The 25,838-nt window shown below is 71.2% G+C and carries 19 protein-coding genes; 8 read left to right on the top strand and 11 right to left on the bottom strand.

The window, feature by feature from the left end:
• Window positions 1–20 precede the first annotated feature (20 nt).
• The 5 genes from AKJ08_RS11920 (at window position 21) to AKJ08_RS11900 (ending at window position 6,782) form a co-directional block, all read left to right on the top strand.
• Window positions 21–917 (top strand): hypothetical protein, encoded by an 897-nt coding sequence (locus AKJ08_RS11920; protein WP_157370636.1) that lies wholly within the window; start codon window positions 21–23, stop codon window positions 915–917.
• 54 nt (window positions 918–971) lie between these two features.
• Complete coding sequence (locus AKJ08_RS11915) at window positions 972–3,002, top strand: response regulator (RefSeq protein WP_050726271.1); 2,031 nt, start codon at window positions 972–974, stop codon at window positions 3,000–3,002.
• A 78-nt stretch (window positions 3,003–3,080) separates the two neighbouring features.
• On the top strand, window positions 3,081–5,960 hold the full coding sequence (locus AKJ08_RS11910; RefSeq protein ID WP_050726270.1) for a cation-translocating P-type ATPase: 2,880 nt from the start codon (window positions 3,081–3,083) through the stop codon (window positions 5,958–5,960).
• Window positions 5,957–6,181, top strand: coding sequence for a hypothetical protein (locus tag AKJ08_RS11905; RefSeq protein ID WP_050726269.1), 225 nt, complete (start codon window positions 5,957–5,959; stop codon window positions 6,179–6,181). The genes AKJ08_RS11910 and AKJ08_RS11905 overlap by 4 nt, the downstream gene beginning before the upstream one ends.
• A 13-nt stretch (window positions 6,182–6,194) precedes the next feature.
• Window positions 6,195–6,782 carry an HMA2 domain-containing protein gene (locus AKJ08_RS11900; RefSeq protein WP_050726268.1) on the top strand — a complete coding sequence of 196 codons (588 nt, stop codon included), beginning with the start codon at window positions 6,195–6,197 and terminating at the stop codon, window positions 6,780–6,782.
• Here AKJ08_RS11900 and xth read toward each other — a convergent pair.
• The 5 genes from xth to AKJ08_RS11875 form a co-directional block, all read right to left on the bottom strand.
• Window positions 6,779–7,546, bottom strand: coding sequence for an exodeoxyribonuclease III (gene xth / locus AKJ08_RS11895; protein ID WP_050726267.1), 768 nt, complete (start codon window positions 7,544–7,546; stop codon window positions 6,779–6,781). The two genes, AKJ08_RS11900 and xth, sit on opposite strands and share 4 nt — an antisense overlap.
• A gap of 44 nt (window positions 7,547–7,590) precedes the next feature.
• Window positions 7,591–10,188, bottom strand: a complete 2,598-nt coding sequence (locus AKJ08_RS11890; RefSeq protein WP_050726266.1) for a DEAD/DEAH box helicase — start codon at window positions 10,186–10,188, stop codon at window positions 7,591–7,593.
• A gap of 95 nt (window positions 10,189–10,283) precedes the next feature.
• Complete coding sequence (locus AKJ08_RS11885) at window positions 10,284–12,059, bottom strand: ABC transporter ATP-binding protein (RefSeq protein WP_050726265.1); 1,776 nt, start codon at window positions 12,057–12,059, stop codon at window positions 10,284–10,286.
• Between the two features lie 141 nt (window positions 12,060–12,200).
• Entirely contained in the window at window positions 12,201–14,084 is a 1,884-nt protein-coding gene (locus AKJ08_RS11880) for an RIO1 family regulatory kinase/ATPase domain-containing protein (RefSeq protein ID WP_050726264.1), read from the bottom strand.
• Window positions 14,085–14,159: 75 nt separating this feature from the next.
• A complete protein-coding gene (locus AKJ08_RS11875; protein WP_050726263.1) occupies window positions 14,160–15,089 on the bottom strand; it encodes an ArsA family ATPase in 930 nt (309 codons plus the stop codon).
• Between the two features lie 147 nt (window positions 15,090–15,236).
• Here AKJ08_RS11875 and AKJ08_RS11870 point away from each other — a divergent pair, with 147 nt between their 5' ends.
• Together AKJ08_RS11870 and AKJ08_RS11865 are read left to right on the top strand one after the other, a co-directional pair.
• Window positions 15,237–15,920, top strand: coding sequence for a 4'-phosphopantetheinyl transferase family protein (locus tag AKJ08_RS11870; RefSeq protein ID WP_050726262.1), 684 nt, complete (start codon window positions 15,237–15,239; stop codon window positions 15,918–15,920).
• Between the two features lie 47 nt (window positions 15,921–15,967).
• Complete coding sequence (locus AKJ08_RS11865; protein ID WP_050726261.1) at window positions 15,968–17,971, top strand: site-specific recombinase; 2,004 nt, start codon at window positions 15,968–15,970, stop codon at window positions 17,969–17,971.
• Window positions 17,972–18,048: 77 nt separating this feature from the next.
• Here the strand turns inward: AKJ08_RS11865 and AKJ08_RS11860 are convergent, their stop codons facing one another.
• Complete coding sequence (locus tag AKJ08_RS11860; protein WP_050726260.1) at window positions 18,049–19,539, bottom strand: potassium/proton antiporter; 1,491 nt, start codon at window positions 19,537–19,539, stop codon at window positions 18,049–18,051.
• Window positions 19,540–19,807: 268 nt separating this feature from the next.
• On the opposite strand from AKJ08_RS11860, the gene AKJ08_RS11855 reads away from it, so the two are divergent.
• Window positions 19,808–20,074 (top strand): helix-turn-helix domain-containing protein, encoded by a 267-nt coding sequence (locus AKJ08_RS11855; protein WP_050726259.1) that lies wholly within the window; start codon window positions 19,808–19,810, stop codon window positions 20,072–20,074.
• Between the two features lie 41 nt (window positions 20,075–20,115).
• Here the strand turns inward: AKJ08_RS11855 and AKJ08_RS11850 are convergent, their stop codons facing one another.
• From AKJ08_RS11850 to AKJ08_RS11830, 5 genes are all read right to left on the bottom strand, one after another.
• The gene (locus AKJ08_RS11850; protein ID WP_050726258.1) at window positions 20,116–21,084 is read right to left on the bottom strand and encodes a COG3904 family protein; all 969 of its coding nucleotides are present in this window, start codon (window positions 21,082–21,084) and stop codon (window positions 20,116–20,118) included.
• Window positions 21,085–21,168: 84 nt separating this feature from the next.
• Entirely contained in the window at window positions 21,169–22,164 is a 996-nt protein-coding gene (locus AKJ08_RS11845; RefSeq protein ID WP_050726257.1) for an NAD-dependent epimerase/dehydratase family protein, read from the bottom strand.
• A 37-nt stretch (window positions 22,165–22,201) separates the two neighbouring features.
• A complete protein-coding gene (locus AKJ08_RS11840) occupies window positions 22,202–23,884 on the bottom strand; it encodes a fatty acid CoA ligase family protein (RefSeq protein ID WP_276202167.1) in 1,683 nt (560 codons plus the stop codon).
• The gene (locus tag AKJ08_RS11835) at window positions 23,881–24,792 is read right to left on the bottom strand and encodes an alpha/beta fold hydrolase (protein WP_050726255.1); all 912 of its coding nucleotides are present in this window, start codon (window positions 24,790–24,792) and stop codon (window positions 23,881–23,883) included. Before AKJ08_RS11835 ends, AKJ08_RS11840 begins: the two co-directional genes overlap by 4 nt.
• 4 nt (window positions 24,793–24,796) lie before the next feature.
• Window positions 24,797–25,837: a 3-oxoacyl-ACP synthase III gene (locus tag AKJ08_RS11830; protein WP_050726254.1), complete on the bottom strand. Its 1,041-nt coding sequence runs from the start codon at window positions 25,835–25,837 to the stop codon at window positions 24,797–24,799.
• Window position 25,838: the final 1 nt, after the last annotated feature.

Here is a 25,838-nt window from a genome sequence, read left to right as displayed (position 1 = left end):
ACGTCCCCGAGGAAAACGAGATGAGAGTTCGCCTTTTGGTCGCAGCCTGCCTCCTCGCCTCCGCCTGTGGCGGCGACGAGGGCGGCACCGGCTCCCTCACCTTGAACATCAGCGGCGAAGAGGCCGCCGTCACCGGCTACCCCGTCCCCGGCGACGACGAGCTCGCCTTCGTCGACGGCTGGGCGGTGAAGTTCGACAAGTACCTGGTGAGCGTGGGCAACGTCCGGATCGAGGGCGCCGACGGTAAGCTCGCGTGGGACGGCGAGGACGCGGTGATCGTCGACCTGGTGAAGGGCGAGCCCGTGGTCTTCCGGATGTCCGGCCTTGGCGCCCGCCGCTGGGAGCGCTTCGGCTACGACATCCTCCCGGCCGACCCGGGTTCCCGGGTGGTGGGCGCGGTCTCGGAGGCGGATCGGGATCGGATGGTCGAGGGCGGCTTCAACTACCTCGTCGAGGGGAAGGCGAAGAAGGACGGGCGTGAGCTCCACTTCTCCTGGGGCCTGGCGAACCCCACCCGCAACCACGACTGCCGGAACGGCGTCGACGGCAAGCCCGGCGTGGTGATCCGCAACAACGCGGACGCCGACTACCAGATCACGCTCCACCTCGATCACCTCTTCTACGACCACCTCGGCGACCACAAGGACGCGAGGATGCGCTTCGAGCCCATCGCGGCGATGGCGGTGCAGGAAGGGACGGGCTGGACGATCCCCTTCGACGCCCTCGTGGAGCAGCGTCTCGCGAACCTGAAGGCAGCGGACGGGAGCCCCCTGGTCGACGAGAGCGGTGCGCGGATCTTCTACTCGCCCGGGAGCGTCCCGCTCGCGGACGACAACCTCCGCGACTACCTCCTCGCGGCGTCCCGTTCCCAGGGACGGTTCAACGGAGAAGGTTCCTGCGACAACTCAATCCCATGACGTAGACTGGGGTCTCGGCGTCCCGATGCTCCTCCTCGTTACCCAACGGTGGTCATGGCCGCAAAGATCCTGCTCGTCGACGGTGATTCACGATTCCGGGAGCTGCTGGCGGGCCTGCTGCGGGCCCGGAAGCACGAGGTCTACGAGGCGGGGGGAGGCGAGGCCGGGGACGCCGCGCTCCGGGAGGTCGCCCCCGAGCTCGTGATCGTCGACGCCTCGCTTCCGGACACCGACGGCCTGCAGTGGATTTCCAGGCTCCGCGCCCGCGGGAACGACGTGCCGCTGGTCCTCGTGTCCTCCCTCTGGCGCGAGCCGCTGTCGAGCCGGAGGCTGGTCGACGAGCTCCGGGTGATGAGGGTGATCCACAAGCCGATCATCCCGGGCGACTTCGCGGAGATCGTCGACTCGGAGCTCGATCGCCTCGTCCGGATCTCGGGTCCGGTCCGCGAGCAAGCGGCACCGACCACCGACCGCGAGAGCGAGTTCGCCCAGACGCTGGAGGAGCTCCGCGAGAAGTATCGCGCGGAGCTCCCGCGGCGCCTGACCGAGCTCCGCTCCCTGCTCGACCTGGCCCAGGATCACCCTGGCGACTTCCGGGCCATCGGCGAGGTGCGGGAGCTCGCCCATCAGCTCCGCGGGACCGCTGGCTCCTACGGATTCCTGCAGGTGGGGGAGGAAGCGGGGCGGATCGAGGGCTTGGCCATGGCGGCGCTGGAGCAGGGCGCCCTCTCCGACTCCGCGCTGCGAGCCGCGAGCCAGGCGCTCGATCTCGCGGAGCAGGGGATCCAGGCGGTTCCGCACAGCTTCCACGCGCCCTTCAACGCCCTCGCCCGCGTGCTCGTCGTCGACGACGATCTGCGCTTCCTCGCGCTCATCCGCGAGATGGGGCGCAGCCAGCTCGTGGACGTAATCGGCGTGCCGAGCGCCGCCGAGGCCGTCCGGGTGGCGAAGTCGGGCCGGATCGACGCCGCCATCCTCGACGCGCACCTGGCGCCGGGCGAGGACGCCTACGAGCTCGGGCGGGCCCTTCGCGCGCTGCCGGGCAAGGAGAACCTCCCGTTCTCGATCGTGAGCGTGGACGCGGGGATGGAGAATCGGGTGGCGGCGGCACACTCGGGCGCGTCGCTCTTCCTCACCAAGCCCCTGAGCAGCCAGCAGCTCGAGTCGGCCATCCGCCAGATGATGGCCCAGCGCAGGCGCGGGCTCCCGCAGATCCTGATCGTCGACGACGACCCCGACTTTGCGTCCCATCTCCAGGGCCTCCTGGAGGCGGAGCGGATGGCGGTCCACACGGTCCACGACGTCCCCGCCATGCTCGAGAGGCTCACCGAGTCGCGGCCCGACCTCCTCCTCCTGGACATGGAGCTTCCGGGGATGTCGGGGATGGACGCCTGCAGGCTGGTCCGGATGACGCCCGACATGCAGGATCTGCCGATCCTCTTCCTCACGGCGCACACCGAGATCTCCGCCCGCATCGAGGCCTTCGAGGCGGGCGCGGACGACTACCTGGCCAAGCCGGTGATCCCGCAGGAGATCCTCACGCGCGTACGGCTCCGGCTCGAGCGCAACCGCCTCCTGAAGGAGCGCTCGGATCGCGATCCCCTCACGGGCCTCCTCACCCGACGGGCCCTCTTCGAGGTGCTCCCGGCGCGCTGCGCGGAGGCCAGGCGGCACGGCAGGCCGATCACGATCGCCCTCCTCGATCTCGACCACTTCAAGAAGGTCAACGACGCACACGGTCACCTGGTGGGGGACCGCGTGCTGATGCGCCTCGGGAGACTGCTCGCGGCCAGGTTCCGCGCAGAAGACCTCCGCGGCCGCTGGGGTGGGGAGGAGTTCCTCCTGGCCTTCCCCGGAGAGACGCCGGAGACGGTGACCGCCGTGCTCGGGCGCGTCCTCGAGGAGTTCTCGCAGGTGCCCTTCTTCGACGAGAGCGGCAAGACGCGCTTCTCGTGCTCGTTCAGCGTCGGCATCGCCGGCGCGCCCGAGGACGGCAGCTCGACCGAGGCGCTGATCCAGGCTGCCGACCGCCGCCTCTACGTCGCGAAGCGGTCCGGGCGCGGACGGGTGGTCTCGGCGGGATAGGGGCACGAACGGAGGATGGACGGGGCGCGGGATGCGCCCGCAGGTTTGGAAGCCTCGTAGGCCCACCCGAACGTCCGGATGATCGTCCTCCTCGCCGATACCCAGGTCCATCCTGCCCGGGTCGCGCGCCACCACCGGGCGGCCCGCAGGCTCCGGCTGGAGGTACCGGGCCTCGTGGGCGATCGCCACCTCGGCCGCAGGCTCGAGCAGACCGTCGGGGCCTGGCCGGGGATCGTCGAGGCGAGGGCGAATCCGCTCAGTGGGCGGGTCCTGATCCGCTACTCGCCAGGGACGCCCCTGCTCGCGGAGCTCCACGAGGAGGGCCGGGAGGCGGCTGCACCGCCACGGAATGGGAGACGGACCGAGAGGCAGTGGCACGCGCTGAGCGTCGCCGACGTCCTCGAGGAGCTGGGCTCCGGGCCGGACGGCCTGGACCACGCCGAGGCAGCGGCCAGGCTGCGGCGCTACGGGGCCAACCTGGTGGAGCCCGTGGACGAGCGCTCCCGCCTGGAGATCGCCTTCGGCCAGGTGGCGAACCTCCCCATGGGCCTCCTCTTCGGCTCCGCGGGTCTCGCCGCCGTTACGGGCCAGGCCTTGGAGGCCACCGCGATCCTCGTGGTGATCGGCCTGAACGCCGCCATCGGCTACCGGATCGAGAGCAAGAACCAGGAGATCCTCGCGTCGTGGCGCAAGCTCGAGTCCGGCGTAGCCCTCGCCGTGCGCGGCGGCTCGCTCGTGAACGTCGCGGCGACGGAGCTGGTGCCGGGCGACGTGCTGGTCTGCCGCTCCGGCGACGTGCTGCCCGCAGACGCGCGGCTGATCGAGTCCCGGCGCCTCGCCGCCGACGAGGCGCCCCTCACCGGCGAGAGCGAGGCCCAGCAGAAGAGCGACGAGCCCGTCCCCGCGGACGAGCCGCTCGCACAGCGGACCTCCATGCTCTACGCCGGCTCCACCGTGGTCGCCGGCTCCGGGCGCGCGGTCGTGGTGGCGACCGCAGGGGCCACGGAGCTCGCGCGGGTGCGCCGCCTGGTCGAGACCTCCCAGGCGCCCCAGGCGCCCGTCACCAAGCGCCTCGAGAGCCTGTCGAACGGCCTGGCCTGGGCCTCGCTCGGCGCCGCCGGCCTCTCCGCCGGGCTGGGTCTGCTGCGCGGAAGGAGCTTTGCGCGGGTCCTGCAGAGCGCCGTGGCCCTCGGCGTCGCGGCGATCCCGGAGGGCCTGCCGATCGTGGCCACCGCCGCCCTCGTGCGCTCGATGCAGAGGCTCCACCGCCACGGGATGATCGTGCGCCGTCTGGCGGCCTCGGAGGCCCTCGGCACGGTCAGCGTGATCTGCGCGGACAAGACCGGCACGCTCACGCGGAACGAGATGCGCCTCGAGGCGATCGACCTGGGCGATGGTGCCGTCGACCCGGCGACGATCACGGCGGATCCGGAGCGGATCCTGGAGGATCCCGGATCCCTTCTCCTCGCAGCGGGCCTGCTCAACAGCGAGGTGGAAGAGGTGCGCGGCGAGACGCGGCTCGCGGGGAGCTCCACCGAGCGCGCGCTGGTCCTCGGCGCGGAGCACGCGGGTCTCGACGGTGCGCGGCTGCGGCAGGCCTTCCCGCGCCGGGAGCTGCGGGAGCGGTCCCGGGGCGTCCGCTACGTCGTGAGCCTCCACGACGCGCCGGACGGCGAGCTCGTCGCCTTCGTGAAGGGAGCGCCGGGCCAGGTCATTGACCTCTGTGATCGCGACCGCTCGGGAGCCCTGGGCGACGAGGGCCGCGCCCGCCTGCGCGAGAGCAACGCGGCGCTCGCCTCGGCCGGACTCCGCGTGCTCGCCTTCGCCTGGAAGCGGTTCTCTGAAGGTGAAGATCCGTCTCACTTGGAGGGCGGCCTCACGTTCATCGGCCTCGCCGGCTTGCGCGATCCGATCCGGGAGGGGGCGGGGGAGGCGATCCGCCTGGCGCGGCGAGCAGGGATCCGCACCGTGATCCTCACGGGGGATCAGCGGCGGACCGCGGAGGCCATCGCCGGCGAGCTCGACCTGGGCGGCGGCACGCTCCTCGCGAGCGAGCTCGCCACACTTGGCCGAGACGAGCTCGCCCGCCGCCTCGATCGGACCGCGGTCCTCGCCCGGATCACGCCGGAGGAGAAGCTCGCCGTGGTGAAGCTCCTCCAGGAGCGCGGCGAGATCGTGGCGATGGCTGGGGACGGGATCAACGACGCGCCGGCGCTGAAGGTCGCGGACGTGGGGATCTCGGTCGGCGCCAGGGCGAGCGATCTCGCGAGGCAGGTCGCCGATCTGGTGATGGCGGGCGACGATCTCCGGACCATCCTGGCCGCGGTGGGCGAGGGGCGGATCGTCCAGGACAACCTGCGCCGATCGCTGCACTTCATCTGCGCCACCAACCTCTCGGAGCTGGCGCTGATCCTGGGTGCGCTCCTCGTCGGCCTCCCCGAGCCGCTGCTCCCGCTGCAGCTCCTCTGGCTCAACCTCCTCTCGGATACGCTGCCCGCGCTCGCCCTCGCCCTCGAGCCGGGCAAGCCCGAGGTGCTGGATCGCCCACCGGCGGTGAAGGGCGCGCCCCTCATCGACGGCGAAGATCTGCGTCGCCTCGTTCGCGACGGAGGCTGGATGACGGCCATGGGCGCCGGCGCGATGATCCTCGGCGGTCCGCCCCTGGCCTTCGCCGTCCTGCCGACCGCCCAGCTCGGCTACGCGGTGGCCTGCCGGGCGCCGCGGCGCGGATCGAGGCAGGAGCGTGCCGGTGCAGACGCCCGCTTCGCGGGGCTGGTGGGCTCGGCGGCGCTCCTGCATCTCGGGGGATTGGTCGTTCCCCAGCTCCGGCGCGTCCTCCGGATCCCGGCGCCGACGCCGCTGCTCCTCGGCGGATTCGCCGTGGGCCTGGCCGCGCCGATGCTCCTGTCGGCGGCGCCCCGAATCCGCGTGATTCGAAGAGGAGGAGAGTCGCGATGAAGTTCCACCTGCCGTCCTTCCTGATCGGCTATGGCGCCGGCGCGGGCACGGTGCTGCTCTCCAAGCACCTGCGGCCGCTGCTCGTCGAGCTCGCCACGGCGGGCTATCGCTTCGTGGACGCGATCGTCGCCAGGGGCGCGATGAAGCAGGAGGATCTCTCGGATCTCATGGCCGAGGCCCGCGCGCGGGCGCGCGGCAAGGAGTCGCCGACGCATCACTGACCGGGGGAAGGGCATGAAGCGGGTCGCCTACGTCGTGCACCAGAGCCAAGGCCGCCTCCGGCTCCGCCTGGGCTGGCTGCGCGAGAAGCCGAACGAGGGAGACGCCATCGCCGACCATCTGAGCCGTCTCGACGGGATGGAGGAGGTGGAGGTCCGACCGTTTACCGGCAGTGTCCTATGTCTCTACGATCCGACGGAGCTGGACGACTCGAGGATCCTCGACGCGCTCCGCGCCTTCACCCGGGCGGATCAGGTGGTCCTGCCGGGGGAGGAGTCGCCCGCCGAGGTCGAAGGGGAGATCGTCCGGTTGGCGCTCTTCAACGGCAGCGAGGTGGCCCGCGCCGCGACGCGCATGTTCGAAGAGCTCGACCTCGGCGTGCTCCGCGCGACCAGGGGCTCGGTGAACCTGGGGACGCTGGCGGCGATGGGCTTCCTGGCCGCCGGCGCCACGCAGGTCGCCCGCAGAGGCAAGCTCCCGCTCCCGCCCTGGTTCAACCTGGCGTGGTGGGCCTTCCGCACCTTCATGATCTCGGAGCGGAAGGTGATCGACGACGAGAGGGCGGAGTTCACCGACCGGATCGAGGCCGCGGCGAAGAGCTAAGCGATCTTCACGAGCACGGGGGCGTGGTCCGAGGGCTGCTTGCCCTTGCGCTCCTCGCGATCGATCGACGAGCCCTCCACCCGCGATGCGAGGGAGGGAGTGGCGAGGATCAGGTCGATCCGGAAGCCGCGGTTCTTCGGGAAGGCGAGCATCCGGTAGTCCCACCAGGAGTAGAGGCCCGCGTCCTCGTGCTGGAGCCGGAAGGTGTCCACGAGGCCCCAGTCGAGGATCCGCTGGAGCCGGTCCCGCGAGTCGGCGTGGAAGAGGGTGTCGCCCTCCATCGCGGCGGGATCGAAGACGTCGCGGGCCTCCGGGGCGACGTTGAAGTCGCCGCAGAGCGCCAGCGGCCGGGTGGGGTCGCAGTGCGCGTCCAGCCAGGCGCGCAGCCGCTCCAGCCAGCGGAGCTTGTAGACGTACTTGTCGCTGCCGACCTCGCCGCCGTTGGGGATGTAGGCGCTGACGACGCGCACGCCGTCGATCGTCGCCGAGACGAGGCGGGCCTGGGGATCGTCCTCGCCGTCGCCGAGGCCGATCGCCACGTCTTCGATGGGGCGCTTCGAGAGGATCGCGACGCCGTTGTAGGTCTTCTGGCAGTTGGCGGCGACCTGATAGCCGAGGGACTCGAGGTTCAGCGCCTCGAGGACCTCGGCTTCGCACTTCAGCTCCTGGAGGCAGACCACGTCAGGTGTGTGGCGCTCCAGGAAGGCCACCAGGCGCTCGTGCCGGGCGCGGATCGAGTTCACGTTCCAGGTCGCGATCAGCATGGGGACGAGCCTACCTCATGGGTGCCGCGGTGGAGCGCGCCTTTTCAGCTCCGCTTCTTGGGACCCTTGGGCCTCGCGGAATAGCCGTAGCTCTTCTCGAAGGGCCGACCACCGGCTCCGGGGAAGGTCTTTCCCGCAGGGCGGAAGGGGCGATCGCCGCCTTCGCCGTAGCTCTTTCGGGCAGGGCGATCGCCGGCCGGGGCGAACGTCTTCGCTGCCGGGCGGTAGGGACGCTCGCCATTGGTGTCGAAGCTCTTCCGGGCCGGGCGGAACGGCCGCTCGCCGTTCGAGTCGAAGCTCTTTTGCGCCGGACGGAAGGGCCGCTCGCCGTTCGAGTCGAAGCTCTTCTGCGCCGGACGGTAGGGCCGCTCGCCGTTCGAGTCGAAGCTCTTCTGCGCCGGACGGTAGGGCCGCGCGCCGTCGGCCTCGAAGCTCTTCCGGGCCGGGCGGAAAGGCCGCTCGCCGTTCGAGTCGAAGCTCTTCTGCGCCGGACGGTAAGGCCGCTCGCCGTTCGAGTCGAAGCTCTTCGGCGCCGGGCGGTAAGGCCCCGCACCGTCGGTCTCGAAGCTCTTTCGGGCCGGGCGGAAAGGCCGCTCGCCGTTCGAGTCGAAGCTCTTCTGCGCCGGACGGTAAGGCCGCGCGCCGTCGGCCTCGAAGCTCTTCCGGGCCGGGCGGAAAGGCCGCTCGCCGTTCGAGTCGAAGCTCTTCTGCGCCGGGCGGTAGGGGCGCTCGCCGTTCGAGTCGAAGCTCTTCCGAGCCGGACGGTAGGGCCGCGCACTGTCGGCCTCGAAGCTCTTCTCGCTCGCGCGGACGGGGGTCTCGCCCTCCGCCGCTGCGTTCTCGACGACCGGAGCCTCCGCGCTCATGCGCTCCGCGGGCCTCTCGCCCTCGACGCTGCGGTCGAAGCTCGGCGGGCGCGAGGGGCGCTGCTCGCCGGCACCCATCGGCATGATCCGGATCGAGGGATCCTTCTTGTCGGGCACGCTCGCGGCTTCCTGGAAGCCGGCGGCGGCCCCGGCCGAGATCTGGAAGCGGGTCTCGCGATCGAGGATCTGGATCCGCCCGATCTCGCTCTTCGTCACGTTGCCGCGGCGACAGATGATCGGCACGAGCCAGCGCGGATCCGCGTTGGCGACGCGTCCCACGTTGAGGCGGAACCACACGCCGTCGTCGTCAGGACCGCCGAAGGAAGGCCGCTGCCGCGGACCCCGGGTTCCGAAGGGAGTCGACTCTTCGCCGAAGGATCCGCCGCGGGGCGCGGTGGCCCGGGAGCCTCTCTCGCTGCGCCCGCGCTGGAAGGCAGACTCGCGATCGAGGGTCGACAGGGTCTGCGGCATCTCCTCGGGCGCCGGGCGCCGCGCGCGGTGGACCTTCACCAGGCCCGCCACGAGCTCCTCGGCGCTTCGCTCTTCGATGAGGCGCTTGGCCACCTCGAGATCCTCGGGCGAGAGCTCCTGGGTGAGCGAGCCGATCTCGCGCAGCAGCCGCTCCTGGTCGAGGGCGCGGATCTCCTCGTTCGAAGGGATCGGCGTCCAATCGGGCGCGACCTTCGCCATCCGGAGGAGGCGCTCCGCGATCCGCCGCTTGCCCACGGGCGACAGCACCACGCTCACGCCCTTGCGGCCGGCGCGGCCCGTGCGGCCGCTCCGGTGCTGCATCACGGAGGCGTCGATCGGCAGATCCGCGTGGATCACCAGGCCGATCTCGGGGAGGTCGAGGCCGCGCGCCGCCACGTCCGTCGCCACCAGCACCTTCGCCCGGCCGTCGCGCAGCGCCTTCAGCGCCCGCGTCCGCTCCGCCTGGGAGAGCTCGCCGGAGAGCGCCACCGCCTCGAAGCCGCGCTCGGTGAGGCTCGCGGAGAGGCGGCTCGCGCCGTCGCGCGTGGCGCAGAAGACCAGCGTCCGAGCCGAGTCGTGGAAGCGAATGGTGTTCACCACCCCGAGCTCGATCTCGCGGGCCGCCACGAGGTGCGCGCGGTACTCGATGTCCTGGTGGGCGGCCTCCGGCGAGGTCGCCGCGATCCGCGCCGCGTCGCGCTGGTAGCGCCGCGCCAGCTGGTCGATCTCCTTCGGCAGCGTGGCCGAGAAGAGGAGGGTGCGCCGCTCGGTGGGCGCGTCCTGGAGGATGCGCTCGAGCTCCTCGCGGAAGCCCATGTCGAGCATCTCGTCGGCTTCGTCGAGGATCACCGCGTGCAGGCCGGAGAGGTCCAGCGTCTTGCGCTCGAGGTGATCGCATAGGCGCCCGGGCGTGCCCACCACGAAATGCGCGCCGTCCTGCAGCGCGCGCTGCTCGCGGCGGATGTCCATGCCGCCGACGCAGGAGGCCACGCGGCCGCCCGCCGGGCCGTAGAGCCACTGCAGCTCGCGCTGCACCTGGAGGGCCAGCTCGCGGGTCGGGGCCACCACCAGCGCGAGCGGCTGGTCCACGGGCGGAAGGTGCGGCGCGTCGCCGAGGAGGCCGCGGCCGATCGCGAGGCCGAAGGCCACGGTCTTGCCGGAGCCGGTCCGCGAAGAGACCAGGAGGTCGCGCTCCGCGTATTCCGGCGAGAGCACGGCCGCCTGTACGGGGGTCGATTCCTCGAATCCACGGGAGGCTAGGGCTTGGAGAAACGAAGGATGGATGTCGAGGTCGGTGAACTTCATTGCGCGCTCTGTATAGGAAGCCGGCCTGCGAGGGAAGCCCGCCCCGGATCTTCATGGGAACCGCCGGGGCAACGCGGGAAGTCCGGGGGCGCGAGTCAGCGGTAACCGGAGGCCTGGAGCTCGAAGAGGCGGGCGTAGCGGGTGTCTGCGGCGACGAGCTCGTCGTGGGAGCCCTGCTCGACGATCCGGCCGTCCTCGATGACGACGATGCGGTCGGCGGCTCGGACGGTAGGGAAGCGGTGGGAGATCACGATGGTGGTGCGGCCCTCTGCGAGGGCGCGGAAGCGCTCGAAGACGGCGGCCTCGGCGCGGGCGTCCAAGGCGGCGGTGGGCTCGTCGAGGATGAGGATGTCGGCCTCCTCGCGCATGAAGGCGCGGGCGAGAGCGAGCTTCTGCCACTGGCCGCCGGAGAGCTCGGCGCCGGAGTGGAACCAGCGGCCGAGCTGGGTCTCGAGGCCGCCCTCGAAGGCGGAGATGACGTCGGACGCGCCGCCCCTCTCGATGGCGCGCTCGATGCGCAGGTCCTCGCGGAGGTGGTCGACGCTCCCCATGCCGACGTTCTCCCGGACAGTGAGCTGGTAACGGTTGAAGTCCTGGAAGATCACGCCGATGCGGTTGCGCAGGGCCCCGGGCTCCCAGGCGTCGAGGGGCTTGCCGTCGAGGAGGATCCGCCCCTCGGTGGGCTCGTAGAGCCGCGAGAGCAGCTTGATGAACGTGGTCTTGCCGGCGCCGTTCTCGCCCACGAGGGCGAGGCTCTGGCCGGCTGGGATGAAGAGGTCGATGTGGCGCAGGGCGAAGCGCTCCTGGCCGGGGTAGCGAAAGCCGACGTCATCGAAGCGGATCCCGAGCTCGGCCCTCGCCTGGAGTGATTTCGGGGATTCGGCCCGGCGAGTGGGGATCGCCAGGAACTGGAAGAGGTTCGACATGTAGAGGTTGTCCTCGTACATGCCGCCCACGGCGGTGAGGATGGACTGGAAGGCCTGCTGCCCCTGGCGAAAGGCGACTACGTATAAGGTCAACTCACCCAGGGTGATGGCGCCCTTCGCGGCGGAGAGGGCGAGGATCGCGTAGCAGGCGTAGAAGGCGCCGGTCCCGAGCAGCGAGAGCACGTAGGCCCATCCTGCGCGGCGCCGGGCGAGGGCGGTGTCCTCGCGGTAGAGCGTCTCTCCGAGCTGGCGGTAGCGCGAGAGGAAGAGGGGCCCAAGGCCGAAGAGCTGGACCTCCTTGGCGTGTCCGTCGTTCGCGAGGACGTGCTCGAGGTAGTTCAGCTTCCTCCCCTCCGGCGCGCGCCAGTTGCGCAGGCGGAAGGCGAGGCCGGAGAAGCGCATCTCCGCGACCGTGGCGGGGACGGTGGCGATGAGCAGGCCCAGCACGGCGAGCCCGCTGAACTGCAGGAGGAGGACGGCGTAGCCCGCGAGGGTGAGGGTGTTCTGGAAGAGCTGGAAGAGCTCCGTCACCACCGAGATCGGGCGGGACGATGCCTCGCGGCGCGCCTTGGTGAGCTGGTCGTAGAAGGTGGGATCCTCGAAGTGGCGCAGCTCGAGGGTCTGGGCCTTCTCGAGGATCCGCAGGTTGACGTCGAGGGAGAGCCGGGCGCCGAGGATGGAGCGCAGGAGGGAGAGGCCCCGCTGCGCCAGGGCCTGGACGGCGATCACCGCGAGCTCGAGGAGGACCCAGCGCAGCGCCTCCGCGGGGGACGCGGCCACGACGGCGTCGATGATCCGCTTGCCGACGTAGGCGACGAGCAGCGGCAGGAGCGAGGCCGCCACGGTGACGCTGCCCAGGACGAGGGTGAGCCGGCGGGAGGCCGACCAGACGAGCGCCAGGGTGCGGGGCGCCTGGGCGAAGGTGTCGCGGAGATGGCGGAACATGATCCGCTCCGTTTAAGACCGGAGCGGCGCCGCCGCCAACGTGCGTTGAGGGACCCAAAACAGCGACGGCGGGCCCGTCATCAACAGGACCCGCCGCGCGCGTGACTCGTCCAGGGCGCGAGCGCCCCCGATTGCAGACTTTCAGCTGCGCGGGGGCTCGGAGCCCACGAGGCGCTTCACGTGGACGACGACCGGGCCCTGGGCGCCGGGCCGGCGATCGGGACGCTCCTCGCGCCTCTCGCGTCCGCCCCCTTCACGGGGCGGGCGGCCCTGGGGCGAGCGTTCGCGACGATCGTGACGTCCCGCGTCGCGGGGGCCGTCGCGCCAGCCGTTGCGGGGCGCGCCGGGATCGCTGCCCGGAGAGTCGTTGCGGGCCTCTGGGATGCCGCCGGCGTCGAAGGAGCCCTCCCGGTGAGGCCGGCCGCCGCCGTCGAACGGACGCTCGCGGCGGGGACGGTCGGATCTGGGGGGACCGTCGAAGCCGCCCTCTCGGCGGGGCCGATCAGACCTGGGGGGTCCGTCGAAGCCTCCCTCGCGGCGGGGCCGATCGGACCTGGGGGGGCCGTCGAAGCCTCCCTCGCGGCGGGGGCGGTCGGACCTCGGGGGACCGTCGAAGCCGCCTTCGCGGCGGGGACGGTCGGACCTCGGGGGACCGTCGAAGCCGCCTTCGCGGCGGGGGCGGTCGGACCTGGGAGGACCGTCGAAGCCACCCTCACGGCGGGGACGGTCGGACCTGGGAGGACCGTCGAAGCCACCCTCGCGGCGGGGCCGGTCGGACCTGGGAGGACCGTCGAAGCCACCCTCGCGGCGGGGGCGGTCGGCCCTGGGAGGACCGTCGAAGCCACCCTCGCGGCGGGGCCGGTCGGACCTGGGAGGACCGTCGAAGCCACCCTCGCGGCGGGGCCGGTCGGACCTGGGAGGACCGTCGAAGCTGCGCTCGGGGCGGGGCCGATCGGACCTGGGAGGACCGTCGAAGCCGCCTTCGCGGCGGGGGCGATCGGACCTGGGAGGACCGTCGAAGCCACCCTCACGGCGCGGGCGGTCGGACCTGGGGGGACCGTCGAAGCCACGCTCGCCGCGGGGCCGGTCGGACCTGGGCGGACCGTCGAAGCCACCTTCGCCGCGGGGCCGGTCGGGCCTGGGGGGACCGTCGAAGCCGCGCTCGCGGCGTGGGCCGCCCGAACGGCGCTCGGGCACGTACTCGCGGATCCCGCCGACCGTCGGAGCCGCTGCGGGGGCCGCTGCTGCCTCCGCCGGGCGCTCGGCTTTCGCGCTCTTCTCCTCCGTGCGTCCCGTCGGCTCGAACTCCGGGTTGAGCTCGCGCCGCTCGTACGCCCGCCAGATCTCCCGCGCGTCGCCGCCGCGGCCGAGGAGGCTGCGGTCGAAAGACGCGAGGTGCTCGCGGATGTTGTCGAAGTCGCGCTGGAAATAGAACCAGGCCTGGCTGTTGGCCGCCGCCGCCACGGTCTGGGGGAAGTCGATGATCGTCGGCCCGTTCGCCCCGTGGAGCACGTTGTAGGGCGAGAGGTCGCCGTGGATCAGATCGCAGCAGAGCATCTTCACGATCTGTGACCGCAGGTCCGTGTACATCGCCGCCGCCTCGGCCGGCGTGAGGGCCACGTCGATGAGCCGCGGCGCCGCCTGCCCGTCGGGGCCCGTGACGAGCTCCATGAGGAGCACTCCCTCGTAGAACATCACCGGAGTGGGGACGCGGACGCCAGCGGCGTGGAGCTTGTAGAGCGAGTCGGCCTCAGCCGACTTCCACGCCTCCTCCGCCGCCTCCTGGCCGAAGCGCGAGCCCTTGTCGATCGCACGCTGTGTGCGTGAATTTCGCACCTTGCGTCCCTCGACGTATCCCGCGTTGTTCTTGAAATTGCGCGCCGTCCGCTCCTTGTAGAGCTTGGCTGCGACGACCTCGCCGCCGTGGCGGACGAGCCATACATCGGCCTCCTTACCGCTCTTCAGGCGCGACACGACGTCGTCGATCACGCCGTCTGCAAGGAGGAGTTCGAGATTGTCGTTCATGTGTGAATCGTGCTGGCCCGTCTCGGGCCTATCCTCGGATTTCCGATGCGAGGGGGGACTGTGCCAGGGCGCGCCTTATAGACGGTTTCCGGCGGGAGTGGCTGCGGTCTCGAGCTCCTGGGCGATGGCCTTCACCAGCTCGCGGCCACGCTCGAGGCGGAAGGAGATCGGCACGGGGGCCTTCCGGAGCCCCTTGGTCAGACGGCCGAGGATCGCGCGCCCTCGGGCCGCCCTGCGCGCTGCGACCGCCACCCCTTCGAGCAGGGGGCGGTGCTCCAGCGCCCGGAGCTTCTCGACCAGCGCGTGCTCCTCCGGCTCGAGAGGCTCCGACTCCACCGCGTTCGCGAGGACGGCCTCCACCCGAAGGCCGCGGTCCCGCAGCTTGGCCGCGAGCTCGAGCGCCTCGTTCACCGGGAGCTCCTCCGGCAGCGTGACAACGGCGCAGGTGGCGAGGTCGTGGTCGAGGAGCATCCGCTCCATCGACTCGCACAGGTGCCGTACCGGGCCGGCGAGGAAGATCCGCTTGCCGATGAAGGGGGCCTCGAGCATGCCGACCGCGTGGCCGGAGGCGGGGAGGTCGACGATCACGTGGTCCCAGGCCGGGCGCCCGCGCGCGTCCTTCTCGTCGAGGAGCTTGGAGATGGAATAGAGGATCCCCATCTCGGCGAAGGCCGGCGCGGCGCGGAAGAACTTGCTGACCGCCGGCTGCTTGAAGACGAGGTCGACGATGCCGGGGAGCCGGATGCGATCGGCCAGGTAGCTGCGCAGGCCCTCCTCTGCCGTGAGCACCGCGAGCTCGACGCCCTCGCCGATGGGGCGGGGGGCGTGGCCGTGTCCGGTCGCTCCGAGGAGCGGCGCCACCGCGGAGGGCCCCTCGATCTCGCAGACGACCGCGCGCTTTCCGGCGCGGGCCGCCACCAGCGCCAGGGCCGCGGAAACGGTGCTCTTGCCCACGCCGCCCTTGCCGGTGACGAGAACCAGACGTCTGTCGAGGAGGTGTTCCAACGCGCTGCCTTCTCCGATCCTCTCGCGGCGCGCCGTGGCCGGCGGCCTGTTTCTTCGAACCGTCGGCCGTGGGCGGGCACTCCTGGCCGAACAGTATAGCGCAAGGGTGGGTGAGGCACGTTATTCTGTCGCGTGGTAGCCACTGGAATGGACGCACTTTTCTCCACCTCCTTCGTCGAGGCGACTCCCTTCGGGATCCTCGCCGCCGTTCACCTCCCTCCGGGCCTCGAGGACCCGCCGAAGGCGATCCTGCGCGGGCTGCATCCGGAGGAGGCGGCCGTGGCCGGGACGCTGCGGGGCAGACGCCGGGTCGAGTGGGTGGGGGGCCGGCTCGCGCTGCGCGAGGCCGCTGCAGGGCTGGGCGTGGAGCTGGGCGCGGTGCTCCGCGGGCCGCGCAACGAGCCGCTCCCTCCTCCCGCGTTCTCCGCCACCGTCTCCCACAAGCGCACGCTGGCGGTCGGGCTCGTGGCCCCCGCGTCCGAGGGGACCCTCGGCGTCGACCTCGAAGAGCTCGAGCCCGAGCGGATGTCGATCCTGCAGCGGATCCTGCGGCCGGAGGAGGAGAGGCGGATCCTCGAGCTCCCGGAGGCGCGGCGCTGGGGCGCGCTGGTCACGCGCTTCGCGATCAAGGAGGCGATCTACAAGGCCCTGCATCCGCACGTGAACCGCTACGTCGGCTTCGCCGAGGCCGAGGTGGAGCTGGACGACGACGTGGGCGAGGCGCGGGTCGGGCTCCATCTCGTGCGGAACGAGGGCCCTTTCGTCGTCGAGGCCCGCGCGGAGCGGCGCTCCGGCTTTGTGCTCGCGCAGGTGCGGCTCCGCGCAGGCTGAAGGGGCGGGGGGGCGCTGGGCGCTCGTCCCATGTATCGTGCCCGGCGATGGATGAGAGGACCTCCAACGAATCTCGGGCGCCACTGCCGAACGAACGCGCCCTCCGCCAGCTCGCGACTCTCCTCGCCAAGCGCCCCGGGCCCGATGACGATCCCGAACGGTCGCTGACCTTCCTGCGAAAGCTCGCGGCGTGGATGTTCGCCGGGGGCGACGGGGTCGACGATCGCCTCTCGGCCCTGGTCGCGTCGCTGCGCGAGGACTCCGCGGCGGCGGCGGACCTCGGGGCCTGCATCCGTCGGGTGCTGGAGGGGGGACAGGCAGCGCGCCTCTTCTCGTCGGCAGGCCTACCTTCGAGGCCGGGCATCCTGGCGGAGGCCGGGCGGCGGATCGCGGAGCACGTCCTTCCGGAGCCGCCGGCCGACGGCAATCTCGTCCCCATCCTTCGGCGCCTCTTTCCGGATCGGGAGAGCGGCGACCGCCTCGCGGCCCTCTCGCCCGAGCTCGTGGACGAGGTGCTCCGCCTCCTCGGAAACCCGCTGTCGCCGCTGCAGGAGGGGATCTCGTCGGCCCTCCAGGTGGTGGCCGCGCGCGTCTGCGCCATCGGTCTGTCGGACGATTTCGTCGAGCGGGCCGGCCTATCCGATCCCTCCGCATCGGCGTTCCTCCAGCTTCCCTTCGCGTGCAAGGCCCTCGCGGACGCGCCGGCTTCCGAGGTGCCGGCCGTCCGGAGCGCCTGTCTCGAGGCGGCTGCCGCCTGCCGGATGAAGGCCGCAGAGGTCCAGGCTCGCCTCGAGGAGGGCGGAGTCAGCGTCGACCTCGTCTATCGCCTCAAGCAGATCGACCTGGGCCTCGAGCGAATCGAGCGACTCGCGCGCCTCACGGGAGCGGGCGGAGACGTCGGCGCCGGCGTGGCGCTCGCGGCCTCCCTGGTATCGGGTGCCGCCCGCGAGGGGAGCCTTCGCGCCCTCGCCCGCGAGAACGTCCAGCTCCTCTCCCGGAAGATCGTCGAGCACGCGGGGGCGACAGGCGGCCACTACATCACGTCGACCCGCGGCGAATACGTGCGGATGCTCGGCTCCGCAGGGGGCGGCGGCGTCCTCACGGCCGGCACCACCCTGGCGAAGTTCTGGATCGTGGCGGCCAAGCTCCCGCTCCTGGTGGAGTGGATGGCCTCCGCGCTGAACTACGCGGGCAGCTTCGTGACGATGCAGCTCATGGGCTTCACGCTGGCGACGAAGCAGCCATCCGTGACGGCGGCGGCTCTCGCTCGGGGAATCGGCGCCCGGGCCGGCGGCGAGTGGTCGGAGGTGGTGGCGCGGATCACGCGCTCGCAGCTCGCGGCGGCAGCAGGAAACCTGGGGTTGGTCGTGCCGGCGGTCCTGCTCGCAGAGCGGTTGCTTCGGCGGGGCGCCGATGAGGCGCTGCTGGGACCCGAGAAGGCACGGTACGTGATCGGATCGCTCGATCCCTTCACCAGCGGGACGATCTTCTATGCCGCCCTCACCGGCGTCTTGCTCTGGATCTCGAGCGTGCTGGCGGGCGCCGCGCAGAACTGGGCGATCTACCGGAGGCTCCCGGAATCCCTGGCGGCGTCGCCCCGGGTTCGGCGGATCCTCGGCAAGGCCGGTGCGAGCTGGCTCCAGAGATTCGTCGCCGGGAACGTCGGCGGCATCGCCGGGAACGTTTCACTCGGCGTGATGCTCGCTCTGACTCCGTTGGTCGGGAACGCGACGGGCCTCCCGCTCGACGTTCGCCACGTGACCCTCTCCACCGGCAGCCTCACGCTCGCGGTGAGCTCGCTGGGCTGGGGGGCGATCGCGTCGTGGGGGTTCTTCGCGGCCCTCTTCGGCATCGTCACCATGGCCCTGCTGAACTTCGGAGTGAGCTTCGCCCTCGCGCTCGTGGTGGCCATGCGGTCCGAGGGGATCACGAGGGCGGATCGCTCCGAGCTCCTTCGTGCGCTGGCCGCCAAGCTGCGCCGCGAGCCGTGGGACTTCGTGCGGCCGCCGCCGCCGACTACGACGAGCGCCGCGCCGATCGCGGAGGGGTGAAGGTCTCCTCAAGCGCAGCGTAGGGGGACGATGCACCTCGAGCCATCGCTCGGGCCTGGCCGCGATCGACGACGTTGCTACGTCGTGCTCGGCAGGGCCTCGGCCGCGTCGGCCTCCTTCGCCGTGAAGGGCTCGAGGAGAGCGGCGCGCACGCGGTCCTCGTCGGGCGCGTGGGCGAGGACGGTCACCTGATCCCAGCCCTGGAGCCGCGTGTTTCCCTTGGGGATCACGACCTCCGTGCCACGGGTGACGAGGGTGATGACCGAACCTTCCGGGAGGTTCAGGTCGCGGATCCTCGGGCCCGGCGCGCCTCGCGGATCTGGCAGGTCCACGGCGAAGAGATCGTAGTCGCTGTGGGCCATGGTGATGAGGTCCAAGTTGAAGAGCGGCTTCGGGCGCGAGGGTTCCGAGAGGCCCATCCACTTCGCCAACGTGCCCATGGTCGAGCCCTGGATCAGGATCGAGAGGAGCACCGCGAAGAAGACGAGGTTGAAGACCTCTTCGCCGAGCGCCAGGCCCGCCGCGGACGGGTAGGTGGCGAGCACGATGGGCACCGCGCCGCGGAGGCCCGCCCACGACGCGAAGAGCTTGTTCTTCGTGCCGAAGCGCATGCCCATCGTCCCGAGGAAGACGGCGAGCGGCCGCGCGACGAAGGTCAGCACCAGGAAGAGGAGGGTGCCCTGGACCCAGAGCCCAGACCAGTCGCGGGGGAAGACGAGCAGCCCCATGAGCACGAACATGCCGATGTTCGCGATGGCGGAGATCGCCTCCGAGAAGTTGAGCACGCCCTGCTTGTGGACGAAGGGGCGGTTGCCCATCACGAAGCCCGCGGTGAACACCGCCAGCATGCCGCTCGCGTTCGCCGCCTCGGCGATGCCGTAGGTCAGCAGCACCACGCCGAGGAAGAGCACGTAGTAGTAGCCGCGGTCTTGGGGCCGGAGGCGGTTGAAGGTCCAGAGGGAGCTCTTCGCGAGCAGGAAGCCGACGATCGGACCCGCGGTGAACTTCCAGAAGAACTCCACCACCATGGCGGCGCCGTCGGCCTCGCCAGAGGCGAAGGCCGTCACCGCCACCACGGTCAGGAGGATCGCCATCGGGTCGTTGGCGGCGCTCTCGATCTCGACCGTGGACGAGAGCCTGGGCGGCAGCGACTGGCGCCGGAGGATCGAGAAGATCGCCGCGGCGTCGGTGGAGGAGATGATCACCGAGAGGAGGACGGACTTCTCGAAGGACCAGCCGAGCCCCCACCGCAGGCAGGCGTAGGTGATCGCCGCCGTCAGCAGCACGCCCCAGGTCGCCAGGCCTCCCGCCGGAAGCGCCACGGCCCGGAAGTCGCTGCGTTTGGTGACGAAGCCGCCGTGGAAGAGGATGAAGACCAGGGCCATGTTGGCGACCTGGTTGGTCAGCAGGACGTTGTCGAACGGCCAGAGGTTCAGGACGTCGCTGCCGAATGCGATGCCCGCGCCCAGGGCGACGAGGATCACGGGGACGCTGAGGCGCTCGAGCAGGACCGCCGCCAGCACCACTGCGATGAGCAGCACTGGGGCGAGGATGTAGGCGACGTCCAACGGGCCTCCTTGGCGGCGAGACCGGTCGATTAGCAGCCGAGTTGGCCACCTTCAAGGCGAAGTGGCCTGCGGAGAGCGAAGGCTTGGCTTGGTCCCGGAGATCAGGGTTTCCCGAGCTTTTCCCGATCGGCGTTCGCTGAAATCCATTCGACCGAATGGAATTCGTTCGCCTCGGCTCGCGCGATTCCGTAGCTATGCGAAAATCCATCAGGACGAATGGATTCTACGGCTGAATCCGCGGACTCCACGGCAGGCGATGAGGCGTTCCATGCGATCGGATGGCGTTGGAGGAGGGGAGGGCTGGGCGAGCGCGCTCGGCGCGGCCGTGCGTCGGCGGCGAAAGGGCCTCGGCCTGACCCAGATCGAGCTGAGCACGCTGGCGGGGTGCGGCCCCGTCTTCATCTACGACCTGGAGCGCGGGAAGAAGCCGACGCTCAGGCTCGACAAGCTGATCGACGTGCTGGCCGTGTTGGGATTGCAGCTCGCGCTCGAGCCCGGAAAGGCGGCCTTCCGCGTGAGCGGGGACCTGGCGTGATGAGGGCCACGGAGGTCGAGGTCGCCGAGGTCCGGTCGTCGCTACGGGACCGCCGGGGCAGGCGGACTCTCTCGGCTGACGGCAGGAGCCGCGGCGGCCGATTGCGATTCGGCGCTCGGCGATTCGACGTCAGTGACTACCCTCGTTACGAACTTCGACTCGAGCAGCTCGGCCACGCTTGGGTTCCAGACCGACTCAGGCGGCGTGTCCAGGATTCGCTCGATGAACGCGCGAGAGACTCCCGCAGCGGCGTAGAGCCTGCCTGCGGTGTTCTTCACGCCGACTTCCCCGCTGCCACCAACCTTTCGGGGGCGGTGGAAGCCGATCTTGGCGCTTGGCGAGACGGCTCGATCGACGCCACCGAGGAACGCGATCGTGCAAGCGGACGAGCATTCCGATTCGACGTAGGTCGAGAGGCCACGCTCCGCGATGAGCTCGGAGACCCGCTTTCCTGCGGCGATCCATCCTCCGTCCGAGCTGAGGACGACGGTCTTCGCGTCGGGCGCGCGATCCAGAGCGCGACGGATCGCATCCGCGGCGTCGTCGGACATGTCGCCGCTGGCGAGGATCGCCTTTCCGTCGGCGCTCGGCTCGGCGACGAAGGCGGGAAATGGAGAGGGACCAAAGGCGACCAGGACGTGCTCGCCGAGCTCGGGCGCGAGACGCGCCAGGTTGAGGACCTGGATCAGGAGCACCACGGCGATGCCCGCCTTGGCGGCTCGCGCCCAGACCGGCTTCCCGTCTCTCGATACGTGCAGGCTGGCAGACGCCCAGGCGCCGATCGCCCCCCATCCCCTGAGTGCCAGGACGAGGATGACGAAGACCAGTGACGCCAGGGAGGGGATCCGTGCCGGCGCGTCCTCGAGGAGCGACAGGATCGGGGATCCAACTGCATTGGCAAAGAATGGGAGGAGATAGAAGTTCGCCCACGCGACGCCGAGCGGGTGGTCACCCCTGAGGTGGCTGCGGATGTAACCGATTCGAGATCCGGGGATCGCTTCGGGCTCCATCTTCCCTCCTGCGAGATGGATTTGGGTCGAGGCCGGCACCTTACCGGAGGTCGGTGGGGACTGGCACGAGCAGCGTTCTTCGGGTCAGCGTGCTTCGCGCTCGCTCCACGCCTGGAGCCTGCGGAGGCCTTCTTCGACGGAGACGAGGGGCTCGTAGCCGAGATCGCGTCGGGCGGCTCCGATGTCGAACCACTGGGCGTGGCTGAGCTGCGAGGCGCCGAAGCGGGTCATGAGGGGTTCGTCCTGGCGGCGCAGGAGCCACCACGTGGCCTCGAGGGCGGCGCCGGCGGCGCGCGCGAGCCACGCGGGGACGGTGCCCTCGATGGGCTCGCCGCCAGCTGCCTGGAGCATGCGGCTCGCCATGGTCCACAGGCCGATCGGGGCGCCGTCGCTCACGAAGTAGACCCTGCCGCCGAGGTCGGCGCCGGCTCGAAGGCGGTCGGCTGCGAGGAGGTGGGCGTGGACGCAGTTGTCCACGTAGCAGGTGTCGGTGAGGGGATCGCCCTTGCCTACGCGGCGGAGGCGGCCGCTACGCTGCCGATCGAGGAGACGGGGGAGCAGGTGGCGATCGCCCGGGCCCCAGATGAAGTGGGGGCGGATCGAGACGGTGCGGAGCGCGTCGTCGCTCGCGTCGCGGACGAGCTTCTCGGTAGCGGCCTTGGTGCGCGGGTAGTGGGCTTCGAAATGCTGCGCGTAGGGGAGCGACTCGTCGCCGCCCTCGATCCCGTGGCGCTGGTGCACGACGCTGGGCGTGCTGGTGTAGACGAGGGAGGGCACGCCGGCCGCGCGGCAGCCGTCGATCACGTTCCGCGTGCCGTGGACGTTGATGGCCTCGTACTCGGCGGGGTCGCCCCAGCCGCCGGCCTTGGCGGCGGTATGGAAGACGACGTCGATCCCCGAGCACGCCTCGGCGACGGCTGCGGGATCGCGGAGGTCGCCCTGGATCGTCGCGGCGCCGAGGGCCTGCAGCTCGGGGTAGGCGCCTCGGGCGAGCACCCGCACCTCGTCGCCGCGGGCGAGGAGCGCACGTGCGAGGGCGCTGCCGAGGAAGCCGCCACCGCCGGTAACCAGTGCTTTCACTTGGTGCTCCCTCCGCGATCTCGCCGAACCGAGCGGATCATCCCAGCGTCCGTTCGGCCCAGCGGCCCAGGCGCTCACGGTCGATCTTGGCGTTGTGGCGGACGTCCACCGGCAGGCTGCCCCGGTGCACGAGGATCGCCTCGATGGAGGGATCGACGAGAGAGCGGAGCTCGGAGCGGAGCGTGTCGTCGTTCGCGGAAGCGCTGGGCTCCTTCTCGACGACGAGGGCGGCGCGGCCGGGCCCCGCCTGGACGAGGCCGCTGCGCCGGATCGCCGGGTGTCGGTTGGCGACCTGCTCGACGCACTCAGTAAAGAGAGTGCGGCCGTCGCCCAGCCGCACGCGCTGGCTCTTGCGGCCGCACATCCAGAGCCGGCCGAGCTCGTCGATCCAGCCGAGGTCGCCCATGCGATGGACGATGGCGTCGCCGTCGCGGATCTTGGCGAGGCGGGTCTGCTCGGGCCTGGCGAAGTAGCCGGGCGTGACCACGTCGCCTTTCACGGTGATCTCGCCGATTTCGCCCCGAGGCAGCTCGAGGTCGTCGCTCCACGAGTCGATGGGGCCGTCGTCGATGCGGATGATGCGCGCCGTGATCCCGGGAGCGGGCCGTCCCACGCAGATCCCGCCGCCGGTCGCAGTGCGGGACGAGGTCTCCTCGAGCACCTCGCGGCTGCCGATGCTCGCCACGGGGAGGGACTCTGTGGCGCCGAAGGGCGTGAAGACCTGGGCCTCGCCATCGAGGCGACCCTGCATCCGCTCGACGATGTCGCGGCGGACGGGGGCGCCGGCGGAGAGCACGCGGCGCAGCGTGGGGAAGCGGATGCCCGCGGCTTCGGCGTGGCGCGAGAGGTTGTCGAGGAGCGCCGGCGAGCCGAACATGTTGGTCGCGCCGTGGGCCTCGATCGCGTGGACGAGCTTGCGGGGATCGGCCTTGGCGGGGAAGCGCGCGTCCATCTCGGGGACGACGGCGGTCATTCCCAGGGCGGGATCGAAGAGGGCGAAGAGGGGGAAGGTGGCGAGGTCGATCTCGCCGGGCTCGATGCCGTAGAGCGCGCGGATCGAGCGCACCTGGGCGTCGAAGATCCCGTGGGTGTAGATCGCGCCCTTGGGGATGCCGGTGCTGCCGGAGGTGAAGAGGATCGCCGCGAGCGCCTCGGGAGAGGTCTCCGCCATCCGATACGGGCCCTTGCCCGCGCCGAGCCTGGCCAGGGATTCCAGATCGTTGCCGCCCCAGCCGAGCTTTCTTCCCACGGTGACGAGGGTCTTCACCGTCCGGAAGGGCGCGGGGACGAGGAGCCGCGCGAGGTGCGCCGCGGGGATGCCGACGAAGGCCTCGGCCTCGACCTCGGTGAGGCAGCGCAGGAGCGCGCGCTTGCCGATCCCCGGATCGATGAGCACCGGGACTGCGCCCACCTTGAAGAGCGCGAAGACCAGGGCGAAGAAGTCCAGCGACGGCTTCACCATGAGCACGGTGCGGGTGCCGCTCGCGATCCCGGCGCTCTCGAGGCCGTGGGCCAGGAGATCGCTGCGCGCGTCGAGCTCGCGAAAGCTGAGCCGCTCCCAGCCGCCGCCCTTGGCCGGGACGATCACCGCGGGCCGGTCGGACTGCAGGGCGGCCATCGCGGGTAGGTGTGACGCGATGTTACATGTGGTGACGGGGCCGCCCTCTGCGGTGGCGAGGCCTGGCCCGGCCGGCTGCAGCGAGGGCCCCGCCGCGCTCACGAGCGCGCCTCGATCGGATGGCGACGGAGGAAGTCCTCCACCAGCGGCAGGATCGCGTCGTGGACGTCCTCGAGCACGTAGTGGCCGGCGTCCTCGAAGTATTTCACCTCGGCGTGGGGGACCTTGGCGCGCCACTCGGCGAGGAAGTGATCGTCGAAGACGAAGTCGTGGGCGCCCCAGCCGATGAAGACCGGGATTGCCGCGAGCTTGTCGAGGTTTCGCGACACCTCGTCCACGAGCTCGAAGCTGCGGTCGCCGGGCGCGAGGGGGATGTCCTCGACGAAGCGCTGCACCGCGATCCGGTTCGCCCACGAGTCGTAGGGGGCGAGGTAGGCCTTCTTCACCAGCGGCGACAGCGGCTTCTTCGCGCAGCCGAGGAGCGCGCCGCGGACGAAGGCGTTGAAGCCCCGCACGGGGAGCTGGAAGCGGGGGAGGTGGCGGATCACGCCGATCTGCCAGGGCAGGATCCGGTCCGGCGGGAGGCCGAAGCCGGCGGTGTTGAAGAGGACGATGCGCTTCACCCGCTCGAGGTTCCGCATGGCCCAGACCATGCCGATCATCCCGCCCCAGTCGTGGAGGACGAGGGTGATGTCCTTTTTCACTTCGAGTGTGGAGAGGAGGAGGTCGAGATCGCGGACCCTGCGCTCGAGCGTGTACTCGTAGCGGTCGTCGCCGGGCTTGTCGGAGAGGCCCATGCCCACGTGGTCGGGGACGATGGTGCGGTAGCGGCCGGCGAGGCCCTTTACGAGGTTCCGGTAATAGAAGGACCAGGTCGGGTTGCCGTGGAGCATCACCAGCGGCTCGCCGGCGCCCTCGTCGAGGTAGTGCAGGCGCACGCCGCCGCCGACGTCCAGGCGGTGGCCCTGCCAGGGATAGAGCTCGCGGAAAGGGGCGATGTCGAAGGTCATGTCGCTACCACTGGAGCCCGAGCATCAGGCAGTTGAGGCCGCTGCCGATGCCGAGCAGGCCCACCCGGTCGCCGGGGGCGAGGAAGCCCTGCTCGGCGGCCATGGCGGCGGCGATCGGCAGGGCGGTGGAGCCCGTGTTGCCGAGGGTGGGGAAGGTGAAGAAATCGCGGTCGTCGGGTATCGACAGCGCGTCCAGGAGGGTGCGCCGGTTGCCCGAGCCCACCTGGTGGCAGACCACCTTGTCCAGGTCGTCGCCGCGCCACTTCAGGGAGTCGAGGAATCGCGGCCAGGTCTGCTTCGCGAGCTCGATGCCGTGGACGAGGACGGCGGAAGCGTCGGTGTCCGTCACCTGCGGGCCGTCCCCCAGGAGGCCGTGGGTGGGACCCCAGCGGCAGAGGCGGTGGTGCTGGGGCGCGGAGCGGAAGGCTCCGCCCAGGAGGCGGTGGCCGGCGTCGCTGATCGACGAGTCGGTGAGGACGATGGCGGCGGCGCCGGAGCCGCCGGTGAGGGTGGCGAGGCAGAGGCGCAGGCGCTCCAGCGTGGGCTCGGCGATCATGCGCGCGATGGTCTGCTCGACGATCTCGCGGGCGCTCTCGGCGCCGACCACCAGGCCGGCGCGGATCTGGCCTAGCTCGATGCGGTTGGCGAGCTCCACCACGCCCTCGAGCATGCCCAGGCACGCGCTCGAGAGGTCGTGGGCGACGGCCTCCGGCGGAAGCCCGAGAGATTCGGCGACGGCGCAGGCGGTCGCGGGCTCGAGGTTGTCGCGGGCGACGCCGCCGTAGATCACGGCGCCGAGATCCTCGGGCCGAAGGCCGGAGGCCTCGAGGGCCTTTCGGCCGGCGCGGGCGGCGACGTCGCTCATCACCGGGCCCTTCGGCCACCAGCGCCTCTCGCGGATCCCGGTGAGGGCCTCGAGCTGTCCGCCGCCGAGGCGCAGCGCCTCGTAGACCGGCGCGAGGCGCGCTTCGAGGGCCGACGACGTCACGCGCTCGTCGGGGAGCTCGTAGGCGATGGCTTCGATGCAGACGCGGGACCAGCGCATG

The organism is Vulgatibacter incomptus (assembly GCF_001263175.1).
GTDB lineage: Bacteria > Myxococcota > Myxococcia > Myxococcales > Vulgatibacteraceae > Vulgatibacter > Vulgatibacter incomptus.
This window is presented reverse-complemented; position numbering and strand designations above follow the sequence as displayed.

What these genes read in the sequence shown, in the direction of transcription:
- AKJ08_RS11920 (WP_157370636.1), top strand. Translation starts at nt 21, where the DNA reads ATGAGAGTTCGCCTTTTGGTCGCAGCCTGCCTCCTCGCCTCCGCCTGT.
- AKJ08_RS11915 (WP_050726271.1), top strand. Translation starts at nt 972, where the DNA reads ATGGCCGCAAAGATCCTGCTCGTCGACGGTGATTCACGATTCCGGGAG.
- AKJ08_RS11910 (WP_050726270.1), top strand. Translation starts at nt 3,081, where the DNA reads ATGATCGTCCTCCTCGCCGATACCCAGGTCCATCCTGCCCGGGTCGCG.
- AKJ08_RS11905 (WP_050726269.1), top strand. Translation starts at nt 5,957, where the DNA reads ATGAAGTTCCACCTGCCGTCCTTCCTGATCGGCTATGGCGCCGGCGCG.
- AKJ08_RS11900 (WP_050726268.1), top strand. Translation starts at nt 6,195, where the DNA reads ATGAAGCGGGTCGCCTACGTCGTGCACCAGAGCCAAGGCCGCCTCCGG.
- xth (WP_050726267.1), bottom strand. Translation starts at nt 7,546, where the DNA reads ATGCTGATCGCGACCTGGAACGTGAACTCGATCCGCGCCCGGCACGAG.
- AKJ08_RS11890 (WP_050726266.1), bottom strand. Translation starts at nt 10,188, where the DNA reads ATGAAGTTCACCGACCTCGACATCCATCCTTCGTTTCTCCAAGCCCTA.
- AKJ08_RS11885 (WP_050726265.1), bottom strand. Translation starts at nt 12,059, where the DNA reads ATGTTCCGCCATCTCCGCGACACCTTCGCCCAGGCGCCCCGCACCCTG.
- AKJ08_RS11880 (WP_050726264.1), bottom strand. Translation starts at nt 14,084, where the DNA reads ATGAACGACAATCTCGAACTCCTCCTTGCAGACGGCGTGATCGACGAC.
- AKJ08_RS11870 (WP_050726262.1), top strand. Translation starts at nt 15,237, where the DNA reads ATGGACGCACTTTTCTCCACCTCCTTCGTCGAGGCGACTCCCTTCGGG.
- AKJ08_RS11865 (WP_050726261.1), top strand. Translation starts at nt 15,968, where the DNA reads ATGGATGAGAGGACCTCCAACGAATCTCGGGCGCCACTGCCGAACGAA.
- AKJ08_RS11855 (WP_050726259.1), top strand. Translation starts at nt 19,808, where the DNA reads ATGCGATCGGATGGCGTTGGAGGAGGGGAGGGCTGGGCGAGCGCGCTC.
- AKJ08_RS11850 (WP_050726258.1), bottom strand. Translation starts at nt 21,084, where the DNA reads ATGGAGCCCGAAGCGATCCCCGGATCTCGAATCGGTTACATCCGCAGC.
- AKJ08_RS11835 (WP_050726255.1), bottom strand. Translation starts at nt 24,792, where the DNA reads ATGACCTTCGACATCGCCCCTTTCCGCGAGCTCTATCCCTGGCAGGGC.
- AKJ08_RS11830 (WP_050726254.1), bottom strand. Translation starts at nt 25,837, where the DNA reads ATGCGCTGGTCCCGCGTCTGCATCGAAGCCATCGCCTACGAGCTCCCC.